Annotated in this window: 17 protein-coding genes, 1 pseudogene and 1 CRISPR repeat array; of the genes and pseudogenes, 14 read left to right on the top strand and 4 right to left on the bottom strand. The window is 67.8% G+C overall.

Going from position 1 to position 18,856, the window contains the following annotated elements; all coding sequences use genetic code 11:
* Nucleotides 1-19: 19 nt before the first annotated feature.
* From FHX53_RS02035 to FHX53_RS13505, 12 genes and pseudogenes are all read left to right on the top strand, one after another.
* A complete protein-coding gene (locus tag FHX53_RS02035) occupies nt 20-907 on the top strand; it encodes an HhH-GPD family protein (RefSeq protein ID WP_343050745.1) in 888 nt (295 codons plus the stop codon).
* A 139-nt stretch (nt 908-1,046) separates the two neighbouring features.
* Nucleotides 1,047-3,986 (top strand): CRISPR-associated helicase Cas3', encoded by a 2,940-nt coding sequence (gene cas3 / locus FHX53_RS02030; protein WP_182489680.1) that lies wholly within the window; start codon nt 1,047-1,049, stop codon nt 3,984-3,986.
* Nucleotides 3,986-5,644 carry a type I-E CRISPR-associated protein Cse1/CasA gene (gene casA / locus FHX53_RS02025; RefSeq protein WP_182489679.1) on the top strand — a complete coding sequence of 553 codons (1,659 nt, stop codon included), beginning with the start codon at nt 3,986-3,988 and terminating at the stop codon, nt 5,642-5,644. The genes cas3 and casA overlap by 1 nt, the downstream gene beginning before the upstream one ends.
* 35 nt (nt 5,645-5,679) lie before the next feature.
* Complete coding sequence (gene casB, locus FHX53_RS02020) at nt 5,680-6,306, top strand: type I-E CRISPR-associated protein Cse2/CasB (RefSeq protein ID WP_182489678.1); 627 nt, start codon at nt 5,680-5,682, stop codon at nt 6,304-6,306.
* Nucleotides 6,303-7,433 (top strand): type I-E CRISPR-associated protein Cas7/Cse4/CasC, encoded by a 1,131-nt coding sequence (cas7e, locus tag FHX53_RS02015; protein ID WP_182489677.1) that lies wholly within the window; start codon nt 6,303-6,305, stop codon nt 7,431-7,433. The genes casB and cas7e overlap by 4 nt, the downstream gene beginning before the upstream one ends.
* A complete protein-coding gene (gene cas5e, locus FHX53_RS02010; RefSeq protein ID WP_182489676.1) occupies nt 7,430-8,146 on the top strand; it encodes a type I-E CRISPR-associated protein Cas5/CasD in 717 nt (238 codons plus the stop codon). Before cas7e ends, cas5e begins: the two co-directional genes overlap by 4 nt.
* Nucleotides 8,146-8,799 (top strand): type I-E CRISPR-associated protein Cas6/Cse3/CasE, encoded by a 654-nt coding sequence (gene cas6e, locus FHX53_RS02005; protein WP_182489675.1) that lies wholly within the window; start codon nt 8,146-8,148, stop codon nt 8,797-8,799. Before cas5e ends, cas6e begins: the two co-directional genes overlap by 1 nt.
* A 45-nt stretch (nt 8,800-8,844) precedes the next feature.
* The gene (cas1e, locus tag FHX53_RS02000) at nt 8,845-9,735 is read left to right on the top strand and encodes a type I-E CRISPR-associated endonuclease Cas1e (RefSeq protein ID WP_220476076.1); all 891 of its coding nucleotides are present in this window, start codon (nt 8,845-8,847) and stop codon (nt 9,733-9,735) included.
* 9 nt (nt 9,736-9,744) lie between these two features.
* Nucleotides 9,745-10,119 carry a type I-E CRISPR-associated endoribonuclease Cas2e gene (cas2e, locus tag FHX53_RS01995; protein WP_182489673.1) on the top strand — a complete coding sequence of 125 codons (375 nt, stop codon included), beginning with the start codon at nt 9,745-9,747 and terminating at the stop codon, nt 10,117-10,119.
* 44 nt (nt 10,120-10,163) lie between these two features.
* Nucleotides 10,164-10,741: direct repeats of the CRISPR family, unit length 29 nt; unit sequence GTGCTCCCCGCTCGTGCGGGGGTGATCCC.
* Nucleotides 10,742-10,853: 112 nt separating this feature from the next.
* On the top strand, nt 10,854-11,171 hold the full coding sequence (locus tag FHX53_RS01990; protein WP_159502532.1) for a transposase: 318 nt from the start codon (nt 10,854-10,856) through the stop codon (nt 11,169-11,171).
* A 17-nt stretch (nt 11,172-11,188) separates the two neighbouring features.
* Complete coding sequence (locus FHX53_RS01985) at nt 11,189-12,118, top strand: integrase core domain-containing protein (protein ID WP_220476075.1); 930 nt, start codon at nt 11,189-11,191, stop codon at nt 12,116-12,118.
* Nucleotides 12,119-12,127: 9 nt separating this feature from the next.
* Nucleotides 12,128-12,859, top strand: a pseudogene (locus FHX53_RS13505) (IS256 family transposase); the annotation flags it as partial.
* 115 nt (nt 12,860-12,974) lie between these two features.
* Here the strand turns inward: FHX53_RS13505 and FHX53_RS01975 are convergent.
* Nucleotides 12,975-13,505 carry an ArsR/SmtB family transcription factor gene (locus FHX53_RS01975; protein ID WP_182489671.1) on the bottom strand — a complete coding sequence of 177 codons (531 nt, stop codon included), beginning with the start codon at nt 13,503-13,505 and terminating at the stop codon, nt 12,975-12,977.
* Between the two features lie 80 nt (nt 13,506-13,585).
* Between FHX53_RS01975 and FHX53_RS01970 the strand changes: the two genes are divergently transcribed.
* A complete protein-coding gene (locus tag FHX53_RS01970) occupies nt 13,586-14,878 on the top strand; it encodes an MFS transporter (RefSeq protein ID WP_182489670.1) in 1,293 nt (430 codons plus the stop codon).
* Nucleotides 14,879-14,910: 32 nt separating this feature from the next.
* Nucleotides 14,911-15,180, top strand: coding sequence for a hypothetical protein (locus tag FHX53_RS01965; protein ID WP_182489669.1), 270 nt, complete (start codon nt 14,911-14,913; stop codon nt 15,178-15,180).
* Nucleotides 15,181-15,186: 6 nt separating this feature from the next.
* Here the strand turns inward: FHX53_RS01965 and rbfA are convergent, their stop codons facing one another.
* The 3 genes from rbfA to FHX53_RS01950 all read right to left on the bottom strand — a co-directional run bounded on the left by rbfA (nt 15,187) and on the right by FHX53_RS01950 (nt 18,805).
* On the bottom strand, nt 15,187-15,642 hold the full coding sequence (rbfA, locus tag FHX53_RS01960) for a 30S ribosome-binding factor RbfA (RefSeq protein ID WP_182489668.1): 456 nt from the start codon (nt 15,640-15,642) through the stop codon (nt 15,187-15,189).
* 81 nt (nt 15,643-15,723) lie between these two features.
* Nucleotides 15,724-18,441, bottom strand: coding sequence for a translation initiation factor IF-2 (infB, locus tag FHX53_RS01955; RefSeq protein ID WP_343050742.1), 2,718 nt, complete (start codon nt 18,439-18,441; stop codon nt 15,724-15,726).
* 76 nt (nt 18,442-18,517) lie between these two features.
* Entirely contained in the window at nt 18,518-18,805 is a 288-nt protein-coding gene (locus FHX53_RS01950; protein ID WP_182489667.1) for a YlxR family protein, read from the bottom strand.
* Between the last annotated feature and the right edge of the window lie 51 nt (nt 18,806-18,856).

Here is an 18,856-nt window from a genome sequence, read left to right as displayed (position 1 = left end):
GCCAGCCTAGGCTTGCGGCGTGACGGCCGCCGAGTCCTCCCCCAGCGGGCGCGTCATCCCCTGGTTCCTCGCGAACGCACGGCCGCTGCCGTGGCGCGCACCGGGGTTCTCTCCGTGGGGCGTGCTCGTGAGCGAGATCATGCTGCAGCAGACCCCGGTCGCCCGGGTGATCCCGCGGCTCGAGCAGTGGCTCGCGCGCTGGCCGTCGCCCGAAGCGCTCGCCGCCGACTCCCCCGCCGAGGCGGTGCGCGCGTGGGATAGCCTGGGCTACCCGCGTCGCGCGCTCAACCTGCACGCCGCGGCGGTCGCGATCAGCGAGCGGCACGGCGGCGAGGTGCCGAGCGACGTGGATGCCCTGCTCGCCCTCCCCGGCATCGGCGACTACACCGCGCGCGCGGTCGCGAGCTTCGCGTTCGGCGTGCGCGCGCCGGTCGTCGACGTCAACACGCGCCGCGTGATCGCGCGCGCGATCCATGGCCGCGGGGCGGCGGGCCCGGCCCGCACGCGCGCGGATCTCGCGGACATGGAAGCGCTCCTCCCTGACGATGCTGCGGATGCCCGCCTGATGAACGCGGGGCTCATGGAGCTCGGCCAGGTCGTGTGCGACGCCCGCACCCCCCGTTGCGACGCGTGCCCGCTCGCCGCGCTGTGCGCCTGGCGCGCCGCGGGCTACCCCGACTACGACGGCCCCCGCGCCCCGCGTCAGGCGCGCTTCGAGGGCAGCGACCGGCAGGTGCGCGGCCTCATCATGCGCGAGCTGCGCCACGCGGAGGGGCCGGTCCCCGCCGAGATCATCGACGGCCTGTGGGCGGATGCCGTGCAGCGCGAGCGCGCCCTGGCCGGCCTTCTGGCTGACGGCCTCGCAACCGGCTCGCGCGAGTCGGGCTACGAGCTGCCCGGCCCCTGACGGGGCGCGGGCCGCTCCGCAGAGGGGAAGTGAGGCTCGTCAGCCTACCCAATGTCGGCGCGTGCCCCTACCCTGACCCTGACGATCCCTCCGAAATGGTTGGGGTGTTGAGCAGGAAACACTGACGAAAGGAGGGGATGTGGCGGCGACGCGTCCGGTTGGTCCCGCCGCTTTGCCGTGGGCGAAATCCGATCGCACCACCAATTCGTCTCTCCTGCTCTGGCGGCATATGGCGGACAGTGCAGCGGTCGCCGGACTGCTCTGGGACGAGTGGCTGCCACGCGGCGTCATCCGACGCCTGAGTGCCGATCTCCACGATGAAGCGCAGGCCCGGCGTCGATTGGTCTGGCTGGCCGCCTCCCACGACCTCGGAAAGGCCACCGCTGCGTTCCAGATGCAGGTGCCCGAACTCTGCGAAGGGATGCGGGGTGCCGGATTCGATTTCCACGCCTTCGCCAGCGAACGTGCGCTCCTTCCCCACTCGCTTGCGAGCATGCACCTGCTCGGCCGCTGGCTCGAGGAGTGCCACGGCTGGAACAGGGAAGTCGCCCGAAGCTACGCCGTCGTGCCGGGGAGTCACCACGGAGTCACGCCGACCAACGGCGAACTCCTGGGTGTTCCTTGGCGCCCGACGCTTATTGGTGAGGCGCCGACCTGGCGCCTGGCGCAGGACGGCTTGGCCGGCTTTGCTGCGGCTCTCGCCGGGGTGACCTCGGCTGATTTTGCCGACTGGTCCCGGAAGCCGCTGGGCCTGGACGCCCAGATCTTGATCACCGCGACAGTGATCGTCGCGGACTGGCTGGCGAGTGATTCCGAACGATTCCGCTATGACGACCATCGCGATTCGCTGGATCGTGCCGCCGACGCCTGGCAGGACGTCATGCTCACCCCGGCCTGGCATCCGCTCGCGCCACCCCAGGATGCCGCCACCCTGTATGCCGAACGGTTCGACCTGCCCGCGGGCGCCACACCGCGGCCGGTGCAACTCGCCGCGGTCGAGGTCGCGTGGGCGGTCGACCGGCCGGGGCTCATGATCATCGAGGCGCCCATGGGCGAGGGGAAAACCGAAGCAGCCCTTGCCGCCGCCGAGATCTTCGCCGAGCGCAGCGGGGCGGGCGGATGCTTCGTCGCCCTGCCGACGATGGCCACGAGCGATGCCATGTTCTCTCGTGTCCGCGCCTGGATCGACCACCTGCCGGCGCAGGGAGATGCCCGCAGCCTCTTCCTCGCCCATAGCAAGGCTTCACTCAACAAGGAGTTCACCGAGCTTCGCCGTGACAGTCGGCTTGGAGCGATCGGGGACGATGCCTACGAACCAAGGCGCAACCGATCGATGCCATCCGAAGTGGTGATCGCGCACCAGTGGCTGTCGGGCCGCAAGAAGGGCCCGCTGTCGAACTTCGTCGTCGGCACGATCGACCAGATCCTGTTCGCCGCACTAAGGACGCGACACCTCATGCTGCGCCACCTCGCCCTCGTCGGCAAGGTCGTCATCATCGACGAGGTCCACGCCGTCGATGTCTACATGAGCACCTATCTGGAGCGGGTGCTGCACTGGCTCGGAGCCTACGGCGTGCCGACCGTCCTGCTGTCGGCGACGCTCCCGTCGGCGCAACGGAAGGCTCTTCTCGAGGCTTATCGCGGTGGCACCTCGGCTGCTGAACGAGTACGCGAGAAAGCGGCTTCCTTGCCCAGGGTTCAGGAGGCGGATGGTTCGAGCCTCGCCGCATTGCTCAAGGCCAGCCAGTCACCCAGCTCGGTGCAGCCGGTCGAGGACTCCGCGAGCCCGTTAGAACTCGCCGGCTACCCGCTCATCACCGCCACCAGGGATCCTGATCCGCTCGTCCACGCCGTTCCGGCGTCCGGGCGTGCCACGAACGTGACCCTCGAACGCCTCGCTGATGACGATGCGAGCCTGCTGGTGCTGCTGCGCGAACGCCTCGCCGACGGTGGGTGCGCTGTTGTGATCCGCAACACGGTGGGACGGGCGCAGGAAACCATGCGACTGCTGGAGAACGAATTGGATCTCGAGGTCGACTTGCGTCTCATGCACTCGCGGTTCGTCGCCGCCGACCGTGCCCGCAACGACGAATGGTTGCGCACGCACTTTGGGCCACCGGGGTTGCCGGAACAGTTCGGCGAACGCCGGCCGCACCGCGCGGTGATCGTCGCGACCCAGGTCGTCGAACAGTCTCTCGACATCGACTTCGACCTTATGGTCACCGACCTCGCCCCCACAGACCTCCTGCTGCAGCGGATCGGGCGGTTGCATCGGCATCCCCGATCTCACCGCCCTGCCGCGGTCGCCGAACCACGCTGTCTCATCACCGGCGTCGAGAACTGGGCTACGGCGCCACCCGAACTGGAGAAGCGCTCCGCTTTCGTGTATGGCGACTACACCCTGCTCCGCAGTCTGGTCGCCCTCGACAGTCACCTCGCCGGGCAACCCATTGCGCTCCCCAGTGACATTCCCCGCCTCGTGGAAGCCGCCTTCGAGAAGCGCGCCGCGACCCCAGCCGCGTGGTCGGAGGCGATGGATGCGGCCCGCCGGATATGGAAGATTGAGCGCGCCGAGAAAGAGGAGCGTGCGAAGACGTTTCTCCTTCGGGACATCGAGACCCAGAACGGCTCACTACTCGGATGGCTGGACCGCGGCATCGGCGATGCCAACGAGGAACGAGGGCGTGCCCAGGTCCGCGACAGCGAAGACACCCTCGAGGTGATCCTCGTGCAGGGCAACGAGGAAGAACTCCGGACGCTGGACAGCCTGCCCGAAGGCGGCGGGCGCAGCCTGCCCATAGATACGGAACCGCCTTACGCCTCAGCCGTCGCCGCCGCGAACTCGAGCACCCGGCTGCCCGGGATCATGAGCAAGCCGTGGAACATCGACGCGGTCATCCGGGAACTCGAGCGCAACGCCTACCCCGGTTGGCAGCAGTCCCGCTGGCTCAGCGGACAGTTGGTCGTCGTTCTCGACGACCAACTGCGTGGGCGAGTCGGCAAGTGGGACTTGCAATACAGCCGCGAGCGCGGCCTCGAAGTGACGGATTCCGCCGCAGCCAAAAAGGAAGCCCCCTGATGTCTCCCGACGTGTCTCCTCCGACCTTCGACCTCACCCGCGAGCCGTGGCTACTCGTGCGCTTCGACGGCGGCGTGCGCGAGGTGTCGCTGCGCGAGGCCTTCGCGCAAGCGCATGACATCCGCTCGGTCGTCGGTGAGCTGCCCACACAAACGTTCGCGCTCGTGAGGCTGCTACTCGCGATCCTGCATTCCGCGGTTCGCCCGATCATCGACTCAGGCGGGATGACCCCCGTCGAGCTCTGGGGCCGTCTCTGGTCGAGCCCCGAACCCTTGAGCGAAGTGACCGACGGCTACCTCGACCAGTGGCGGCATCGTTTCGACCTGCTGCACCCGAGCGAACCGTTCTACCAGGTGGCCGGGCTGCACACCGCGACGGGCGAGGTCACCGGACTCGAACGGATCATCGCGGATGTTCCCAACGGCGAGCCATACTTCACCACTCGGCGCGGACGAGGGGTCGAACGGATCGGCCTCGCCGAGGCTGCGCGCTGGCTGATCCACGCACAGGCTTTCGACCCGTCCGGAATCAAGTCTGGAGTTGTGGGTGACGATCGCGTGAAGGGAGGCAAGGGTTACCCCATCGGAACAGCCTGGGCCGGATCGATCGGCGGCCTGGTGATCGAGGGTGCCACGCTGCGCGAAACCCTGCTCCTCAATCTCGTGCTCGGCGACATCAGCACTGGAGCACGGGTGGACTCGCCCAACGACGTCCCGATCTGGGAACGTGAGAACCTGCCTGGCGCCGGTGTTAGGACCGGCGACGATGGCGAGGACTGGCTCCCGACCGGCCAACTCGACCTGTTGACATGGCAGAGTCGCAGAATCCAGCTCGCAGCCGAGGGTGACGAGGTCACCGGTGTCCTGCTTTCCAACGGGGATCAGCTTTGGTCGCAGAACCGGCACCCGGCCGAAAATATGACAGCCTGGCGGCGCAGCGAGCCACAGGAGAAGAAGCTGGGCCTGCCACGCGTCTACATGGCGCGCACTCACGCCCCGGAACGCGCGTTGTGGCGAGGCCTTGCTGCTCTACTTCCGCAAGCCACCCAGGACAAGCTCGGCACCGAAGGATCGCGTTCACTACCTCCGGGAAACCTCTCCTGGATCGCAAAATTGCAGGTCGAAGGGATCCTCGATGAGGATTATGTGCTGCGCACACGAGCAATCGGCGTCGCGTACGGCTCGAATAGCTCCGTCGTTGACGAACTCATCGACGATGCCCTGACCATCCATTCGGTGCTGCTCGCCGAGCGGGGCACCGCGCTCGCCGCCGCCGCGGTGACCGCTGTCGAGAACACCGACAGCGCCGTCACCGCCCTCGTCAACCTCGCCGGCAATCTCGCGGTCGCCGCGGGCGGCGAGGCGGAGGGCGCCCGCGACCGTGCCCGAGAACTCGGCTATTTCGCCCTCGACGCCCCGTTCCGCCGATGGCTCAGCGAACTCGCCGCGGGCACTTCTCCCACGGAGGCCCGCGAGGACTGGTATGCGGAGGCGTACCGAGTCCTGCGCGAGCTCGGTGACCAGAGGGTGGAGGATGCCGGACCCGCGTCGTGGATTGGGCGCGAGAAGGACGGCAAGCACATCAACGCATCTGAAGCACACGGCTGGTTCTTGGGAGCGCTCGCCAGGGCGCTGTCGACCTCGGCCGAAAACACCTAACCGACCGGAACAGCAAGCACGGAAGGAGGACCCCGATGAGCGCCCACACCGACGACCTGAAGGAGTTCGTGAGAAAACGAGTCATCGACCTGCATCGCAGCTCCGAAGGCGGTCGGGGAGAAGCTACCGCGACCCTGGCGAGGCTGAGGCGAGGAAGTGGGGCGGAGCCAGGGAGCAATCCTCTGCTCTGGGAGGAGACCCTCGGCCTCCCCGCGCAGTACAGCGGTCGCGATGACAAACCCACCGCGGCCGAACGCTCCGTCCACATTGCCCTTTCACTCTTCGCCGCCCACCAGCAGTCGGTGAGCGAGTCCATGCATCGGTCCGGAGTGGGATTCGGCACGGCAGCCCGCCAGCTGAGCCGACGGGAGACATCGAGCGAGCAGGCCGTGCTCCGACGGTTCCAGGCCCTTGCCACAGCGGAGGCTCTCGAAGAAGCACTCGTGCACGCCCGTGGGCTGGTCACGCAATTCCGCGCGGCACGAATCCCGCTCGATTATGGGCAGTTCGCCGCGGACCTTTTCGACCTCCAGAGTCCCGCCCATCGCAACGGTGTACGCCTGCGTTGGGGGCGGGACTATTACCGGGCAGAACCCAAAACCACCACGGCAACCGATGAAACCACTGCACAGAACACCGATCCTCAGAGGGAGCAATCATGAGCCGTACTATCGTCGACATCCACATCCTCCACACCGTGCCGCCGAGCAACCTCAACCGCGACGACACGGGCAGCCCCAAGACCGCGATCTATGGCGGGACTCGCCGCGCCCGGGTCTCCAGCCAGGCGTGGAAACGCGCTACGCGGACCGCCTTCAACGAAACGCTCGATCCGGCCGAGCTCGGAGTCCGCACCAAGAAGGTCGTCGAACTGATCGCACAACGGATCGCCGAGCAAGCCCCCGAGCTCGCGGAGCAATCCGAGTCTCTCGCGGAGAAAGTGCTCACGACGGCGGGCATCAAGGTCGAAAAGCCGAAGAAGGGCAAGAACGAGGAGGCTGAGCCGACCGCCGAGGTCAGCTACTTGATTTTCCTCAGCGCCCGCCAACTCGGCCACCTCGCCACCCTCGCCGTCCAGTCCGAACGAAGCGGCACCGTTCTCGACAAGAAAGCCGTGAAGGAGGCAGCCAATCGCGACCACAGCATCGACATGGCGCTCTTCGGGCGGATGGTGGCCGATGCCCCTGACATCAATGTGGATGCTGCAGCGCAAGTCTCCCACGCCATCAGTGTGCACGCCGTCGACAACGAATACGACTACTTCACCGCCGTCGATGACAAGTCGCCAGAGGACAACGCCGGAGCCGGGATGATCGGTACCGTCGAGTTCAACTCGTCCACGCTCTACCGCTACGCCACGGTTGACAGCAACGCCCTCGACACCACACTCGGCTCGCCCGGGGCGAGTGCAGCAGCTGTCGGAGCATTCCTCCGCGCCTTCATCACGAGCATGCCCACCGGCAAGCAGAACACCTTCGCCAACCGCAGCCTGCCCGAGGCGGCTCTGGTCACCATACGCGATCGGCAACCGGTCAACCTGGCGGGGGCGTTCGAGGATGCCGTCGTCGCGAACGAAGACGAAACCCGCCTGCATCGGGCGAGCACCCGGCTCGCCGACTACGCTCGCGAGGTCGACACGGCCTACTCGCAGAAGCCGGTGGCTAGTTTCGTGCTGCGCACCGGAACCCAGACAGAGCCGCTGAGCGGGTTGGGCAACCCCGTCACCCTCGACGAGCTCGTGAAGGCGGTCGAGAGCGCGGTCGCGGAGCGGCTCGGGGCGACACGGTGACCGTGCTACTTCTCCGGCTCGCCGGCCCGCTGCAGTCCTGGGGCGACTCGAGCCGCTTCACGCGTCGGCAGACCGGAACCGAACCGACCAAGAGCGGAGTCATCGGGCTCATCGCTGCGGCTCAGGGGCGCAGACGCACCGATCCGATCGAGGATCTCACGCACCTCCTATACGGGGTGCGAACCGAGCAACCCGGTCGCCTGATCCGCGACTTCCAGACTGCACGCCACCCTAGTTGGAAGCACTCGGCGTTGTCCTACCGCTACTACCTCGCCGACGCGGTGTTCGTTGCCGGGCTCGAAGCGGACGCCACCCTGCTGGACGGCATCCACGAGGCCGTGAACAGCCCGGCGTTCCCGCTCTATCTCGGACGGCGCTCGTGCCCGCCGACCGGGATCGTCTCGCTCGGCATCCGACCTGGCACGCTCGCGGATGTTCTGCGACAGGAGAAATGGCATGCTTCCGAGCACCACCAGAGACGGACACGGGTCAAGCGCGTCGAGTTGCCGTTCGTGCGCGACGCCGTTAATGCTGGCGAACGCGGCGACATCATCCGCGACCTGCCGCTCAGCTTCGACCCGGAACGACGAGAGTACGACTGGCGGACCATGGTGCACGAACCCGCGGTCGTGGTCGACAATCCTTTCGGCGTGACCGACGCTCCTCCACCGGGTTCGGCGCACGAACCGATGACGCTGCTGGAGGCTCGATAGTGTTCCTGACCCAGGCGGCACTGAACCCGGCGCGGCGCGGGACCGGACGTCTGCTCGCCTCTCCGCAAGCCCTCCATGCCGCTGTGCTCGCGGGTTTCCCGCCGGACTCCAGCGGCCCGACGACCGACGGACGCGTCCTCTGGAGAATCGATCGTGAGCATCCGCACCTGTGGCTCTATGTCGTCAGCCCCGAACGCCCTGACCTCACCCACCTCATAGAACAGGCAGGATGGCCGACAACCGCCACCTGGGACACCCGCGACTACACGCCACTCCTGGGGCGAGTCGCGGCCGGCCAGCATTATGCGTTCCGCCTGACCGCGAACCCGGTGAAGCAGAGCCGCGAACCGGATCACGCAGGCAAACGACTCGGGCACGTCACGGCCGATCAGCAGCGAGATTGGTTGCTTGGCCGGACTGATAACCATGGCTTTCGCATACCTGAGCCAACCTCGGGCGAACCGAACGTTATCGTCAGTGAGAGAATCAAGCGGAGCTTCCGTCGAAACGGTAACACCGTCACCCTTGTGACGGCTCGTTACGACGGGCGCCTCGAAGTGACCGACGCGGACCGGTTCCGTCACGCGCTTACGCACGGCGTCGGCCGCGCCAAGGGCTATGGCTGCGGACTTCTTACGGTGGCGGCGAGATAGCCCGTGGCGAAGATACCTGGCTCTCCACCGCCCGACCTTCCCGAGTTGGTCCGCGCGGAGGACCGCCTCTCATTCGTCTACGTCGAACGAGCGGTGATCCATCGGGAGCACAACGCCGTCACGGCGACAGACGAGCGCGGCACCATCCACATCCCTGCCGCATCTCTCGGTGCGCTGCTGCTCGGCCCCGGTACGACCGTCAGCCACCAGGCCATGGTGGTACTCGCCGAGTGCGGTTCCACGGTTGTTTGGGTCGGAGAGCGGGGCGTGCGGTACTACGCGCACGGTCGCTCGCTCGCTCGAAGTTCACGTCTACTCGAAGCTCAGGCACGCGCCTTCGCCAATCAGTCGAGCAGACTTCGAGTAGCACGGGCGATGTACTGCATGAGGTTTCCGGATGAGGATGTCCGTACTTTCACGATGCAGCAGCTTCGTGGTCGCGAAGGTGCACGCGTGCGCCAGGTTTATCGTCAAGAAGCGCGACGAACCGGTGTCAAGTGGGATCGGCGGGATTACGATCCCGACGAGTTTGAGGCCTCCGACGCAATCAACATGGCACTGTCAGCCGCCCACACCTGCCTCTATGGCATCGTGCATGCCGTCATCGTTGCGCTCGGTTGCTCACCCGGGCTCGGGTTCGTGCACACTGGGCACATCAGGTCTTTCGTATACGACATTGCCGACCTCTACAAGGCGGAGGTGAGCATCCCCGCCGCCTTCAATGTCGTCGCTGCCGGCCCCGTCGACATCGCCGCGGAAACCCGCCACGCGGTGCGAGACGCGGTGTTCGACGGTTCAATCCTGAAGCAGTGCACTCGCGACCTCCACACACTTCTTCTCCCCGACGATCGTGACGACGAGATGAGCGAACTCAACGTCGTGAGGCTGTGGGACGGCGCGGAACGCAGTGTTGCTGCCGGAGTGGACTATGGATAGGGGGGTGCCATGGTCGTGATCGTCGTTACCGCGTGCCCCGCAGGACTGCGCGGGCACCTGACACGGTGGCTACTTGAGATCAGTGCAGGCGTATTCGTCGGTCATGTGACGGCGCGAGTGCGCGATCTCCTGTGGGAACGCGTAGTCGAACTGGCCAAGGACGGCAGAGCGATCATGATTCACTCGGTTCGGGGTGAGCAGCGGCTCGCGTTCACGGTCCATCGGCACGATTGGATACCCGTCGACCTGGACGGAATACAACTCATACTTCGGCCCGCGGCAGGGCATCGGAACCCACCACCACAGCTCAGGCCCGGCTGGAGCAACGCGAGCAAGAGCAGAATGCTGGCTCGCCACGCGAAACCTGAGTCACACGAGAAATGAAACGGCAAACACGCACTCGTTGGTAAAATCGCTGATCAGGTAGAGTGCTCCCCGCTCGTGCGGGGGTGATCCCTGGCGACTCGTATGTTGTGTTGTCACCCGGACGTGCTCCCCGCTCGTGCGGGGGTGATCCCTCCCGCAACCGCTGCCCCACCGAAGCAAGATCGTGCTCCCCGCTCGTGCGGGGGTGATCCCAATTGGCCGCGCAGCAATCCGCTCAGCCAAGGGTGCTCCCCGCTCGTGCGGGGGTGATCCTGGTGGCAGTCAGGGCCAGCTGTGGATGATGTCGTGCTCCCCGCTCGTGCGGGGGTGATCCTGGTGGCAGTCAGGGCCAGCTGTGGATGATGTCGTGCTCCCCGCTCGTGCGGGGGTGATCCCTGGCGAGTAGCGTCCGGCCCCGAATAGTGGGCGTGCTCCCCGCTCGTGCGGGGGTGATCCCGACTGGCCGGAATGGCAGCAGCTGATCGACGAGTGCTCCCCGCTCGTGCGGGGGTGATCCCCCCAGTACCGAGATGCACAATGAGTCGCATGTGTGCTCCCCGCTCGTGCGGGGGTGATCCCAGAGCGCGGAAGCTCGCCGCAGAGGGTGGCGCGTGCTCCCCGCTCGTGCGGGGGTGATCCCAACCTTGTGGCGATTCGTGCGGAGGCCGAGTTGTGCTCCTGTCGCGCGTCAGAATGTTTGGCAGGGGTAGTTAGTTGCTGATGCAACGCCCCAGCTGAAAGGTCTGAATGTCATGAGTCGTCCCCCCACGATCCCCGCGGAGAAGAAGCTCCGCATCGTGTTGTCCGTGCTGCAGGGCGAGATCACGATCGCCGAGGCAGCCCGCCGTGAGAAGGTCTCCGAGCAAGCGATCGGGAACTGGAAGCGCCAGTTCCTCGAGGGCGGCAAGGCTGGGATCGAGGCGGGCAAGTCCAAGCCCTCGACCCGGGAGCAGCAACTCGAGGACGAGGTCGCCGAGCTCACCCAGGCTCTGGGTGAGGCAGCGGTTGAGATCCGCGTCTGGAAGAAGAGCGCCGAGGGCCGCTTGGGCCCTTCGAGGACCTCGAGGTGATCCGCGTCGAGGCGGGCATGTCGACTTCGAGGTTCTGCCAGCTGATCGACATGCCCGAACGCACCTGGCGGCGCTGGCAGGCCAAAGCGAAGCAGTCCCGACCGCCGAAGGGCCCGTGGCCGCAGCCGGCGAGGGAGGCGGCCCGCGAGCTCGCCACGAAACACGCCTTGGCGCATCCGGCGTGGGGTCATCGGAAGATCTGGGCGATGACGCGGCATGACGGTCATAAGGTGTCGCAGGCGACTGTGCTGCGGCTGCTGCGCGATGACGGGCTGATCCTGCCGTCCGAGTACCAGAGGCAGCGCCGCCAGCTCGCGGCGGATCGCAAGGCCGCGTTCGCGAGGAACCCGACGGGGCCCAATCAGGTGTGGCAGCTGGACTTCAGCGAGTTCGAGACCACGACCGGTGGCACCTGGCGGATCGCCGGGTGCCGGGACTGGTTCTCCAAGGTCGAGCATCCGTTCCACGTGTCGCCGACAGCGAATCAGCACGACGCGATCGCGGCGATAGAGCTCGCCTTGGTCGATTACGAAGCGATGTTCGGGCACCCGCTCGTCGACACCTGCCCTATCGATCCCGAGACCGGTGAGCTGCTGCCGGTGGTGACGATCGTGACGGACAACGGCGGCCCGTTCCGGTCGCTGAATTTCGAGCTGTTCATCATGCGCCACCCCGAGCTACGTCACGTCCGCACCCGAGTGAGATCACCGGGTCAGAACGGGTCACGCGAACGCGGATTCGGAACATTGAAATACGAGCGGCTGTTCCTCGACGACATCCCCGACGCGCTCACCCTCGTCGAACGCGCAGAGGACTACCGCATCGAGTACAACACCGAACGTCCTCACGAAGCGATCGCCTGGAACCGGCCGATCGACGTGCACCTCGGCCTGGCCGACCCCACCATCCCCAACTTCGAAATCGAAGAAACCCTGCCAACTACTTGACGCGGGACACTCGACGCGACCTATTGCAAAGCCCGGGTCGGTCGACGGGTGGTTTCACAAGCGGTCGTGTTCGCGGTCGGTGTCGCCGCGGTCGGCCGCAGGGAAGTGCTCGGCTTCGAGGTGGGAGACACCGAATCGCAGCCTTTCTGGACCACGTTCCTGCGCTCTGTGAAGGCCCGCGGGCTTACCGGGGTGAAACTGGTGATCTCCGACGCTCACGTCGGTCTGATCGCCGCTATCGACACCGTCTTCCAAGGCTCCAGCTGGCAACGATGTCGAGTTCACTTCATGCGCAACGTGCTCGCGAACGTGCAGAAGACCGCCGGCCCGATGGTCGCCTCGATCATCCGCACGATCTTCGCCTAACCCGACGCCGAGCATGTGAGCACCCAGTTCGACGAAGTGGTTCGCATGCTCAGCCGCTCGCATCCGAAGGTCGCTGACATGCTCGGATCAGCCCGCAACGACTTACTCGCGTTCACCGGGTTCCCGCCTGCGCGTTGGCGGCAGATTCGGTCGACGAACCCGCTGAAGCGGGTCAACAAGGAGATCAAACGTCGCACCGATGTGGTGGGCACGTTCCCGAACCCGGCCGCGCTGCTGCGCCTGGCTGGGCACGTCCTGATCGAGCAGCACGACGAATGGGACGGCGCCGACCGCCGCTACTTCTCCGAGCACTCCATGAAACTCCTCGACGCTGAAACCGAGGAGGAAGCCATCCCCGACCTCACTGCGGCATGATCACCAGAAGCTGATCCCGCACGGTGTTGAGAAACTCCACCACTCAGCGGGACGACACCGGCCGCGAGGTCATGTGCTCCCCGCTCGCCCAGGGATCACCGCCGCACGAGCAGGGCTACGAGCTGCCCGGCCCCTGACGGGGCGCGGGCCGCGCTTCGGGCCGATCCTCCGGGTGCCCGGCGATGAACAGGCTCGACAGCTCGCCGTCGTCGTCGGGCGACCCGTGGAACTCGAGCACGAGGTCGACGAGCCTGCGCTGAAGCTCCTCGAGCCTGTCGGGGCGAAGCTTGAAGCCCATGCGGACCATGAAGAGCTCGTCGAGGTCGCGCCCCTCGATCTCCTCCAGGAAGGTGCGGATCAGCAGGTCTCCCCCGCCCTCCGTGGGCGAGTCCCACGACTTGCCCGTCGCGCGGTACGGGATCTCCACGCTCCCGCGCCGCCCGGGGCGCGCATCCTCCGCCGAGAGGAAGCCCGTGTCGACGAGCGTGCGCACGTGATGGAGGCTCGTGCCGGGATTGAGGCCGAACTGCACGGCGATCTCGCGGTTCGAGTGGGACTCGTACAGGCAGTAGCGGAGGATTCGCAGCCGCAGCGGCGATGACAGGGCGCGCCTCGCCGCACGCTCGCGGGCATCCTCGCTGCTCATGCCGACCACCGTAGTCGCTGTGAGAGCGCGCCGGAAGAAGCGATTGACACTTCTCAATCGGTGACGGCAGACTGGCAGCCGTGACCACCGAGCCGACCGCCGCCGCCCCCTCCTCGGGCCCATCGCTGTGGCGCCGCCCGAACTTCCTGCGCTTCTGGGGCGGCGAGGCGGGCGCGCAGCTCGGCAGCGAGCTCGGGTTCCTCGCGATGCCCGTGCTCGCGATCATCCTCCTCGGCGCCGATGAGATCGAGGTCGGGCTGCTCGGCGCCGCCGGCACGCTCGCCTTCCTCATCGTCGGACTGCCCGCCGGCGCGTGGATCGACCGCGCCCGCAAGCGTCCCATCATGATGCGGGCGAACGCCGTGCGCGTTCTCGCCCTCGCCGCCGTTCCGCTGCTGTGGTGGGCGGGCGTGCTCGAGGTCTGGCACCTCATCCTCTTCGCCGTCGTCGTCGGCGTCGCGACGGTCTTCTTCGACGTCGCCTACCAGAGCTACATCCCGGTGCTCGTTCCGCGCGCCCGCATCGCCGACGCCAACGGCAAGCTCGAGTCCACCGCGCAGCTCGCGGGCGTCGGCGGCCCCGCACTGGGCGGCCTGCTGCTCACGATCGTGCAGGCGCCCGTACTGCTCGTCGCCACCGCCGCGACGTACCTCGGCTCGTTCGTCATGCTCGCGACCGTGCGCGACGACGAGGTCGCCCGCCCCAAGGAGGATCGCCGACCGCTGCGCGTCGAGATCGCCGAGGGCCTGCGCTTCGTGTTCGGCAACCGGCTGCTGCGCGCCATCACGCTCTGCACCGCCTCGACCAATTTCTTCGCCACGATCGGGCTCACGATGCTGCCGCTGCTCGTGCTGCGCGACCTCGGTCTCGGCCCGGAGATCTTCGGCATCGCCACGGCGGTCGGCGCGATCGGCGGCATCGTCGGCGCGATCGTCGCTGCGCGGCTGAGCGCGATCGTCGGCGAGGGCACGATCATCCCCGTCGCGGCCCTCCTCGGCGTCGTCGGGCTCATCCCGATCGTGCTCATGCCGCTCCTGCCGGCCGCGGCGATCCCGCTCCTCATGCTCGGGCAGGCGCTCAGCGCGATCGCCGTGCTCGTCTACAACATCGCGCAGGTGAGCTTCCGGCAGCGCATCTGCCCGCTGCCGCTGCTCGGGCGCATGAACGCGTCGATCCGCTTCGTCGTGTGGGGCGTCATGCCGATCGCGGGAGTGCTCTCCGGGCTTCTCGCCGCGCAGCTCGGCATCGCGACGACGCTGCAGATCGCGCTCGTCGGCATGCTCCTGGGCTCGGGCTTCGTCGTCCTCTCGCCGCTCCTGCGGATGCGCCGACTCCCCGACTCGGCCGACGAGTGCACGACCATCGCCCGCTGAGGGCGCGCCCTGCGCACCGCGCGCAGGGGATCATGAGCGACAATGATCAGGATGCTCGTGAGCGGCTCGCCGCTCCCCCGACCACCCCGCCCTCGCGCTCGAGGGCCGCACCGCACGAGGAGCCCGCGATGACGCTGCCCGGCAACCCCACCCCGTCCGAGTCGACGGAGAAGCTCGGCAAGCTCGAGGGCGCTCTGCTCGGCGTGCTCGGCGTCATGGGAGCACTCATCGTCGGCGGCTCGCTCGTGGTGATGGCCGCCATGGTCCTGCTGGGCGGGAACGCTCTGGCTCTTCCCGAGTAGACGCGTTCAGCGCTCGCTGGGCTCGTCCTCGTCCTCGTCGAACTCGCGCGGCTTGACGTAGGGGTCCGGGTCGCCGGCGTACTCGGCAGAGGCGGCCTCCGCCTCGGTGCGGGCATCCCGCTCCCGCGCCTCGCGCAGCAGCGCCTCGATGGCGGCGGCGTTCTCGGGGACCCCGTCGAGGATGAACTCGAGCGACGGCGTGAGCCGCGTGTTGAGGTTGCGCCCGACCTCGGTGCGGAGCATCCCCGTCGCCGCCTTGAGGGCCGCGGCCGTGTCGGCGCGCTCCTCGTCGGTGCCGTACACGGTGTAGAAGACGCTCGCATGCTGGAGGTCGCCCGTCACCTGCACGGCCGTGATGGTCGCGAAGCCCATGCGGGGGTCGCGGATGCCGCGCTCGAGCCGCTTGGCGATGACCTCGTGAATGCGATCGGCGACCTTGCGGACGCGGGGGCTCTCACCCATGACTTCTTCCCCTTGCTGGTGGTGCGGGTAGTGGGACGGGCCCCCGCCTCGTGAGGAGGCGGGGGCCCGTGGCCGGCGTCATCAGACGCGCGGCTTCTCCTTCATCTCGATCGTCTCGATCTCGTCGCCGATCTGGATGTCGTTGAACTTGCCCAGGCCGATGCCCGCCTCGAAGTCCGTGCGGACCTCGGTGACGTCGTCCTTGAACCGTCGCAGCGACTCGATCGCCAGGCTGTCGCCGACCACGACGCCGTCACGGATGACGCGCGCCTTGGCGTTGCGCGTGATCGTGCCGGAGCGGACGATGACACCGGCGATGTTGCCGAACTTCGACGAGCGGAAGATCTCGCGGATCTCGGCGACGCCCGACTGGACCTCTTCGAACTCCGGCTTGAGCATGCCCTTGAGCGAGCTCTCGATCTCCTCCAGCGCGGCGTAGATCACCGAGTAGAAGCGGATGTCGACGCCCTCGCGCTGAGCGCGCTCGCGCGCCTTCGTGTCGGGGCGCACGTTGAACCCGACGATGATCGCGTTGTCGATCGTCGCGAGGTTGACGTCGCTCTCGGTGACGGCGCCCACGCCGCGGTGGATGATGCGCAGCTGCACGCTGTCGTCGACCTCGATCTTCATGAGCGACTCCTCGAGCGCCTCGACGGCACCCGACACGTCGCCCTTGATGATGAGGTTGAGCGACTCGACCTTGCCATCCTCCAGGGCCTTCGTGAAGTCCTCGAGGCTGATGCGCTTGCGCGCCTTCGCGAGCGACGCATTGCGCTCAGCGGCCTCGCGCTTCTCGGCGATCTGGCGGGCGGTGCGGTCGTCGTCGGTGACGATGAACGTGTCACCGGCGCGCGGGACGCTCGACAGACCCTGCACCTGCACGGGACGCGACGGGTAGGCCTCTTCGACCTTCTCGCCGTTCTCGTCGGTCATCGCACGCACGCGGCCGTAGGCCGTGCCCGCGACGATCGGGTCGCCGACGCGCAGCGTTCCCGCCTGGATGAGCACCGTGGCGACCGAGCCGCGGCCCTTGTCGAGGCGCGCTTCGATCGCGACACCGCGGGCGTCGCGGTTCGGGTTGGCGCGCAGGTCGAGTCCAGCATCCGCCGTCAGCAGAACGGCATCGAGAAGCTCGGTGATGCCCTTCTTCTGCAGCGCCGAGACGTCGACGAACATCGTGTCGCCGCCGTACTCCTCGGCCACGAGACCGAACTCGGTGAGCTGCTGGCGCACCTTGGCGGGGTTGGCCCCCTCCTTGTCGACCTTGTTGACCGCGACGACGATCGGCACACCGGCGGCCTGGGCGTGGTTGAGCGCCTCGACCGTCTGCGGCATGATGCCGTCGTCGGCCGCGACCACGAGGATCGCGACGTCGGTCACCTGCGCACCACGGGCGCGCATGGCCGTGAACGCCTCGTGACCCGGGGTGTCGATGAAGGTGATCGCGCGCTCGATCTCCTCATGCTCCGTCCAGACCTGGTACGCGCCGATGTGCTGGGTGATGCCGCCGGCCTCGCCCGCGACGACGTTCGCCTCGCGGATCGCGTCGAGCAGCTTGGTCTTTCCGTGGTCGACGTGACCCATGACCGTGACGACGGGCGGGCGGATGACGAGGTCCTCCTCGTCGTCGACCTCGTCGAGGTCGATGTCGAAGCCCTCCAGGAGCTCCTTGTCCTCGTCCTCGGGCGACACGATCTCGATGCGCCAGCCGAGCTCGGCACCGAGGACCTCGAAGGTCGCGCCGTCCAGCGACTCGGTCGCCGTGGCCATCTCACCGAGGTGGAACAGCACGGTCACGAGGTTGCCGGGAGGGCAGTTCATGCCGCTGATCGTCTCGAGCTTGTCGGCGAAGTCGGTGATCGAAGCACCCTGGCGCAGACGGACGACCGTCTTGCCGTCGCCGCGGGGAACGCTGACTCCGCCGACCGACGGAGCCTCCCGCATCTCGAACTCCTGCCGCTTCGTCCGCTTCGACTTGCGCGCCTTGCTCTTGCCGCCGCCGCGGCCGAACGCACCAGCCGTGCCGCCGCCGGGGCCGCGACCGCGACCGCCACCGCCGGGGCGCGGACCGCTGAAGCCACCACCGGGAGCGCCGCCGGGACGCTGGAACCCAGCGCCGCCGGCTCCGCCGGGACGACCGGGGCCGCCGGTGCGGGCCTGGAACGGCGCGTTGGTGCGCGGAGCGCCGGGACGCGGCGAACCGGGTCGAGGAGCGCCGGGACGCGGGGCGCCCGGACGCGGAGCGGTCGGGCGCGGAATCGCCCCGCCGCCGGGACGCGGCATGCCCTGCGTCGAGGAGAAGGGGTTGTTCCCCGGGCGGGGCTGGCCGGGGCGGGCCATTCCCTGCTGCGAGGCGAAGGGATTGTTGCCGGGTCGCGGCGCGCCGGGGGCGGCGGGGCCGGGGTGCTTGCCGTCTGCGGGCTTCGACTCGGCGGGCTTCTGCTCCGTCGGTGCCGCGTCAGCCTGCGGCGCAGGAGCCGCAGGAGCGGCGGGGGCGGCGGGGGCGGCGGGGGCGGCGGGGGCGGGCGCTACCGGCGCCTCGGCCTCGGGGGCCTTCGGCGCGGCGGGCGCCGCCGGCCTGGCCGGGGGCGCGGCCTTCGGGGCCGGCGCTGCGGCCGCCTTGGTCGCGGTCACGCCGGCCGCTTCGAGCGCCTGGCGCAGCTTGCGCGCCACAGGAGGCTCGATCGTCGACGACGGTCCCTTGACGAATTCGCCGAGCTCCTTGAGCTTCTCGAGGGCGACCTTGCTTTCGATGCCGAGTTCGCTCGCGATCTCGTGCACGCGTGGTTTTCCAGCCACAATTCTCCTGTCTGGGGTCCGCTCCCAGGCAGGGGCGGACCGTTAGGGGTTGACGAAACTCATTTCGAGTCGCTCATTAGTTGTCCAAGAGCCGATCAGCCTGTTCTCTCGTGGATCCGTCGGATCCGATGTGCGTCAGAACCGGCCCCGCGTCGAGCGGACCAGCGACACGGAGCGCGCGAGCCCATGCTCGCCGCGCAGTCGCGGTTTCGACGCAGTCGCGGGTGCGATGCACCCACGCGCCCCGACCCGGCAAGCGGCTCAGGACATCCGGCTCGACCGCTCCATCGCGAGCCACCACCCTCAGTAGCGAGGAGCGGGAGGCGCGCCGACGGCAGCCGATGCACGTTCTGACGGGTTCCATACTACCCCCTCCCCTCCCCATCGCCCGAGCCGGGCGTGTCGTGCGGAAGGA

Source organism: Microcella alkalica, assembly GCF_014137945.1.
GTDB lineage: Bacteria > Actinomycetota > Actinomycetes > Actinomycetales > Microbacteriaceae > Microcella > Microcella alkalica.
This window is presented reverse-complemented; position numbering and strand designations above follow the sequence as displayed.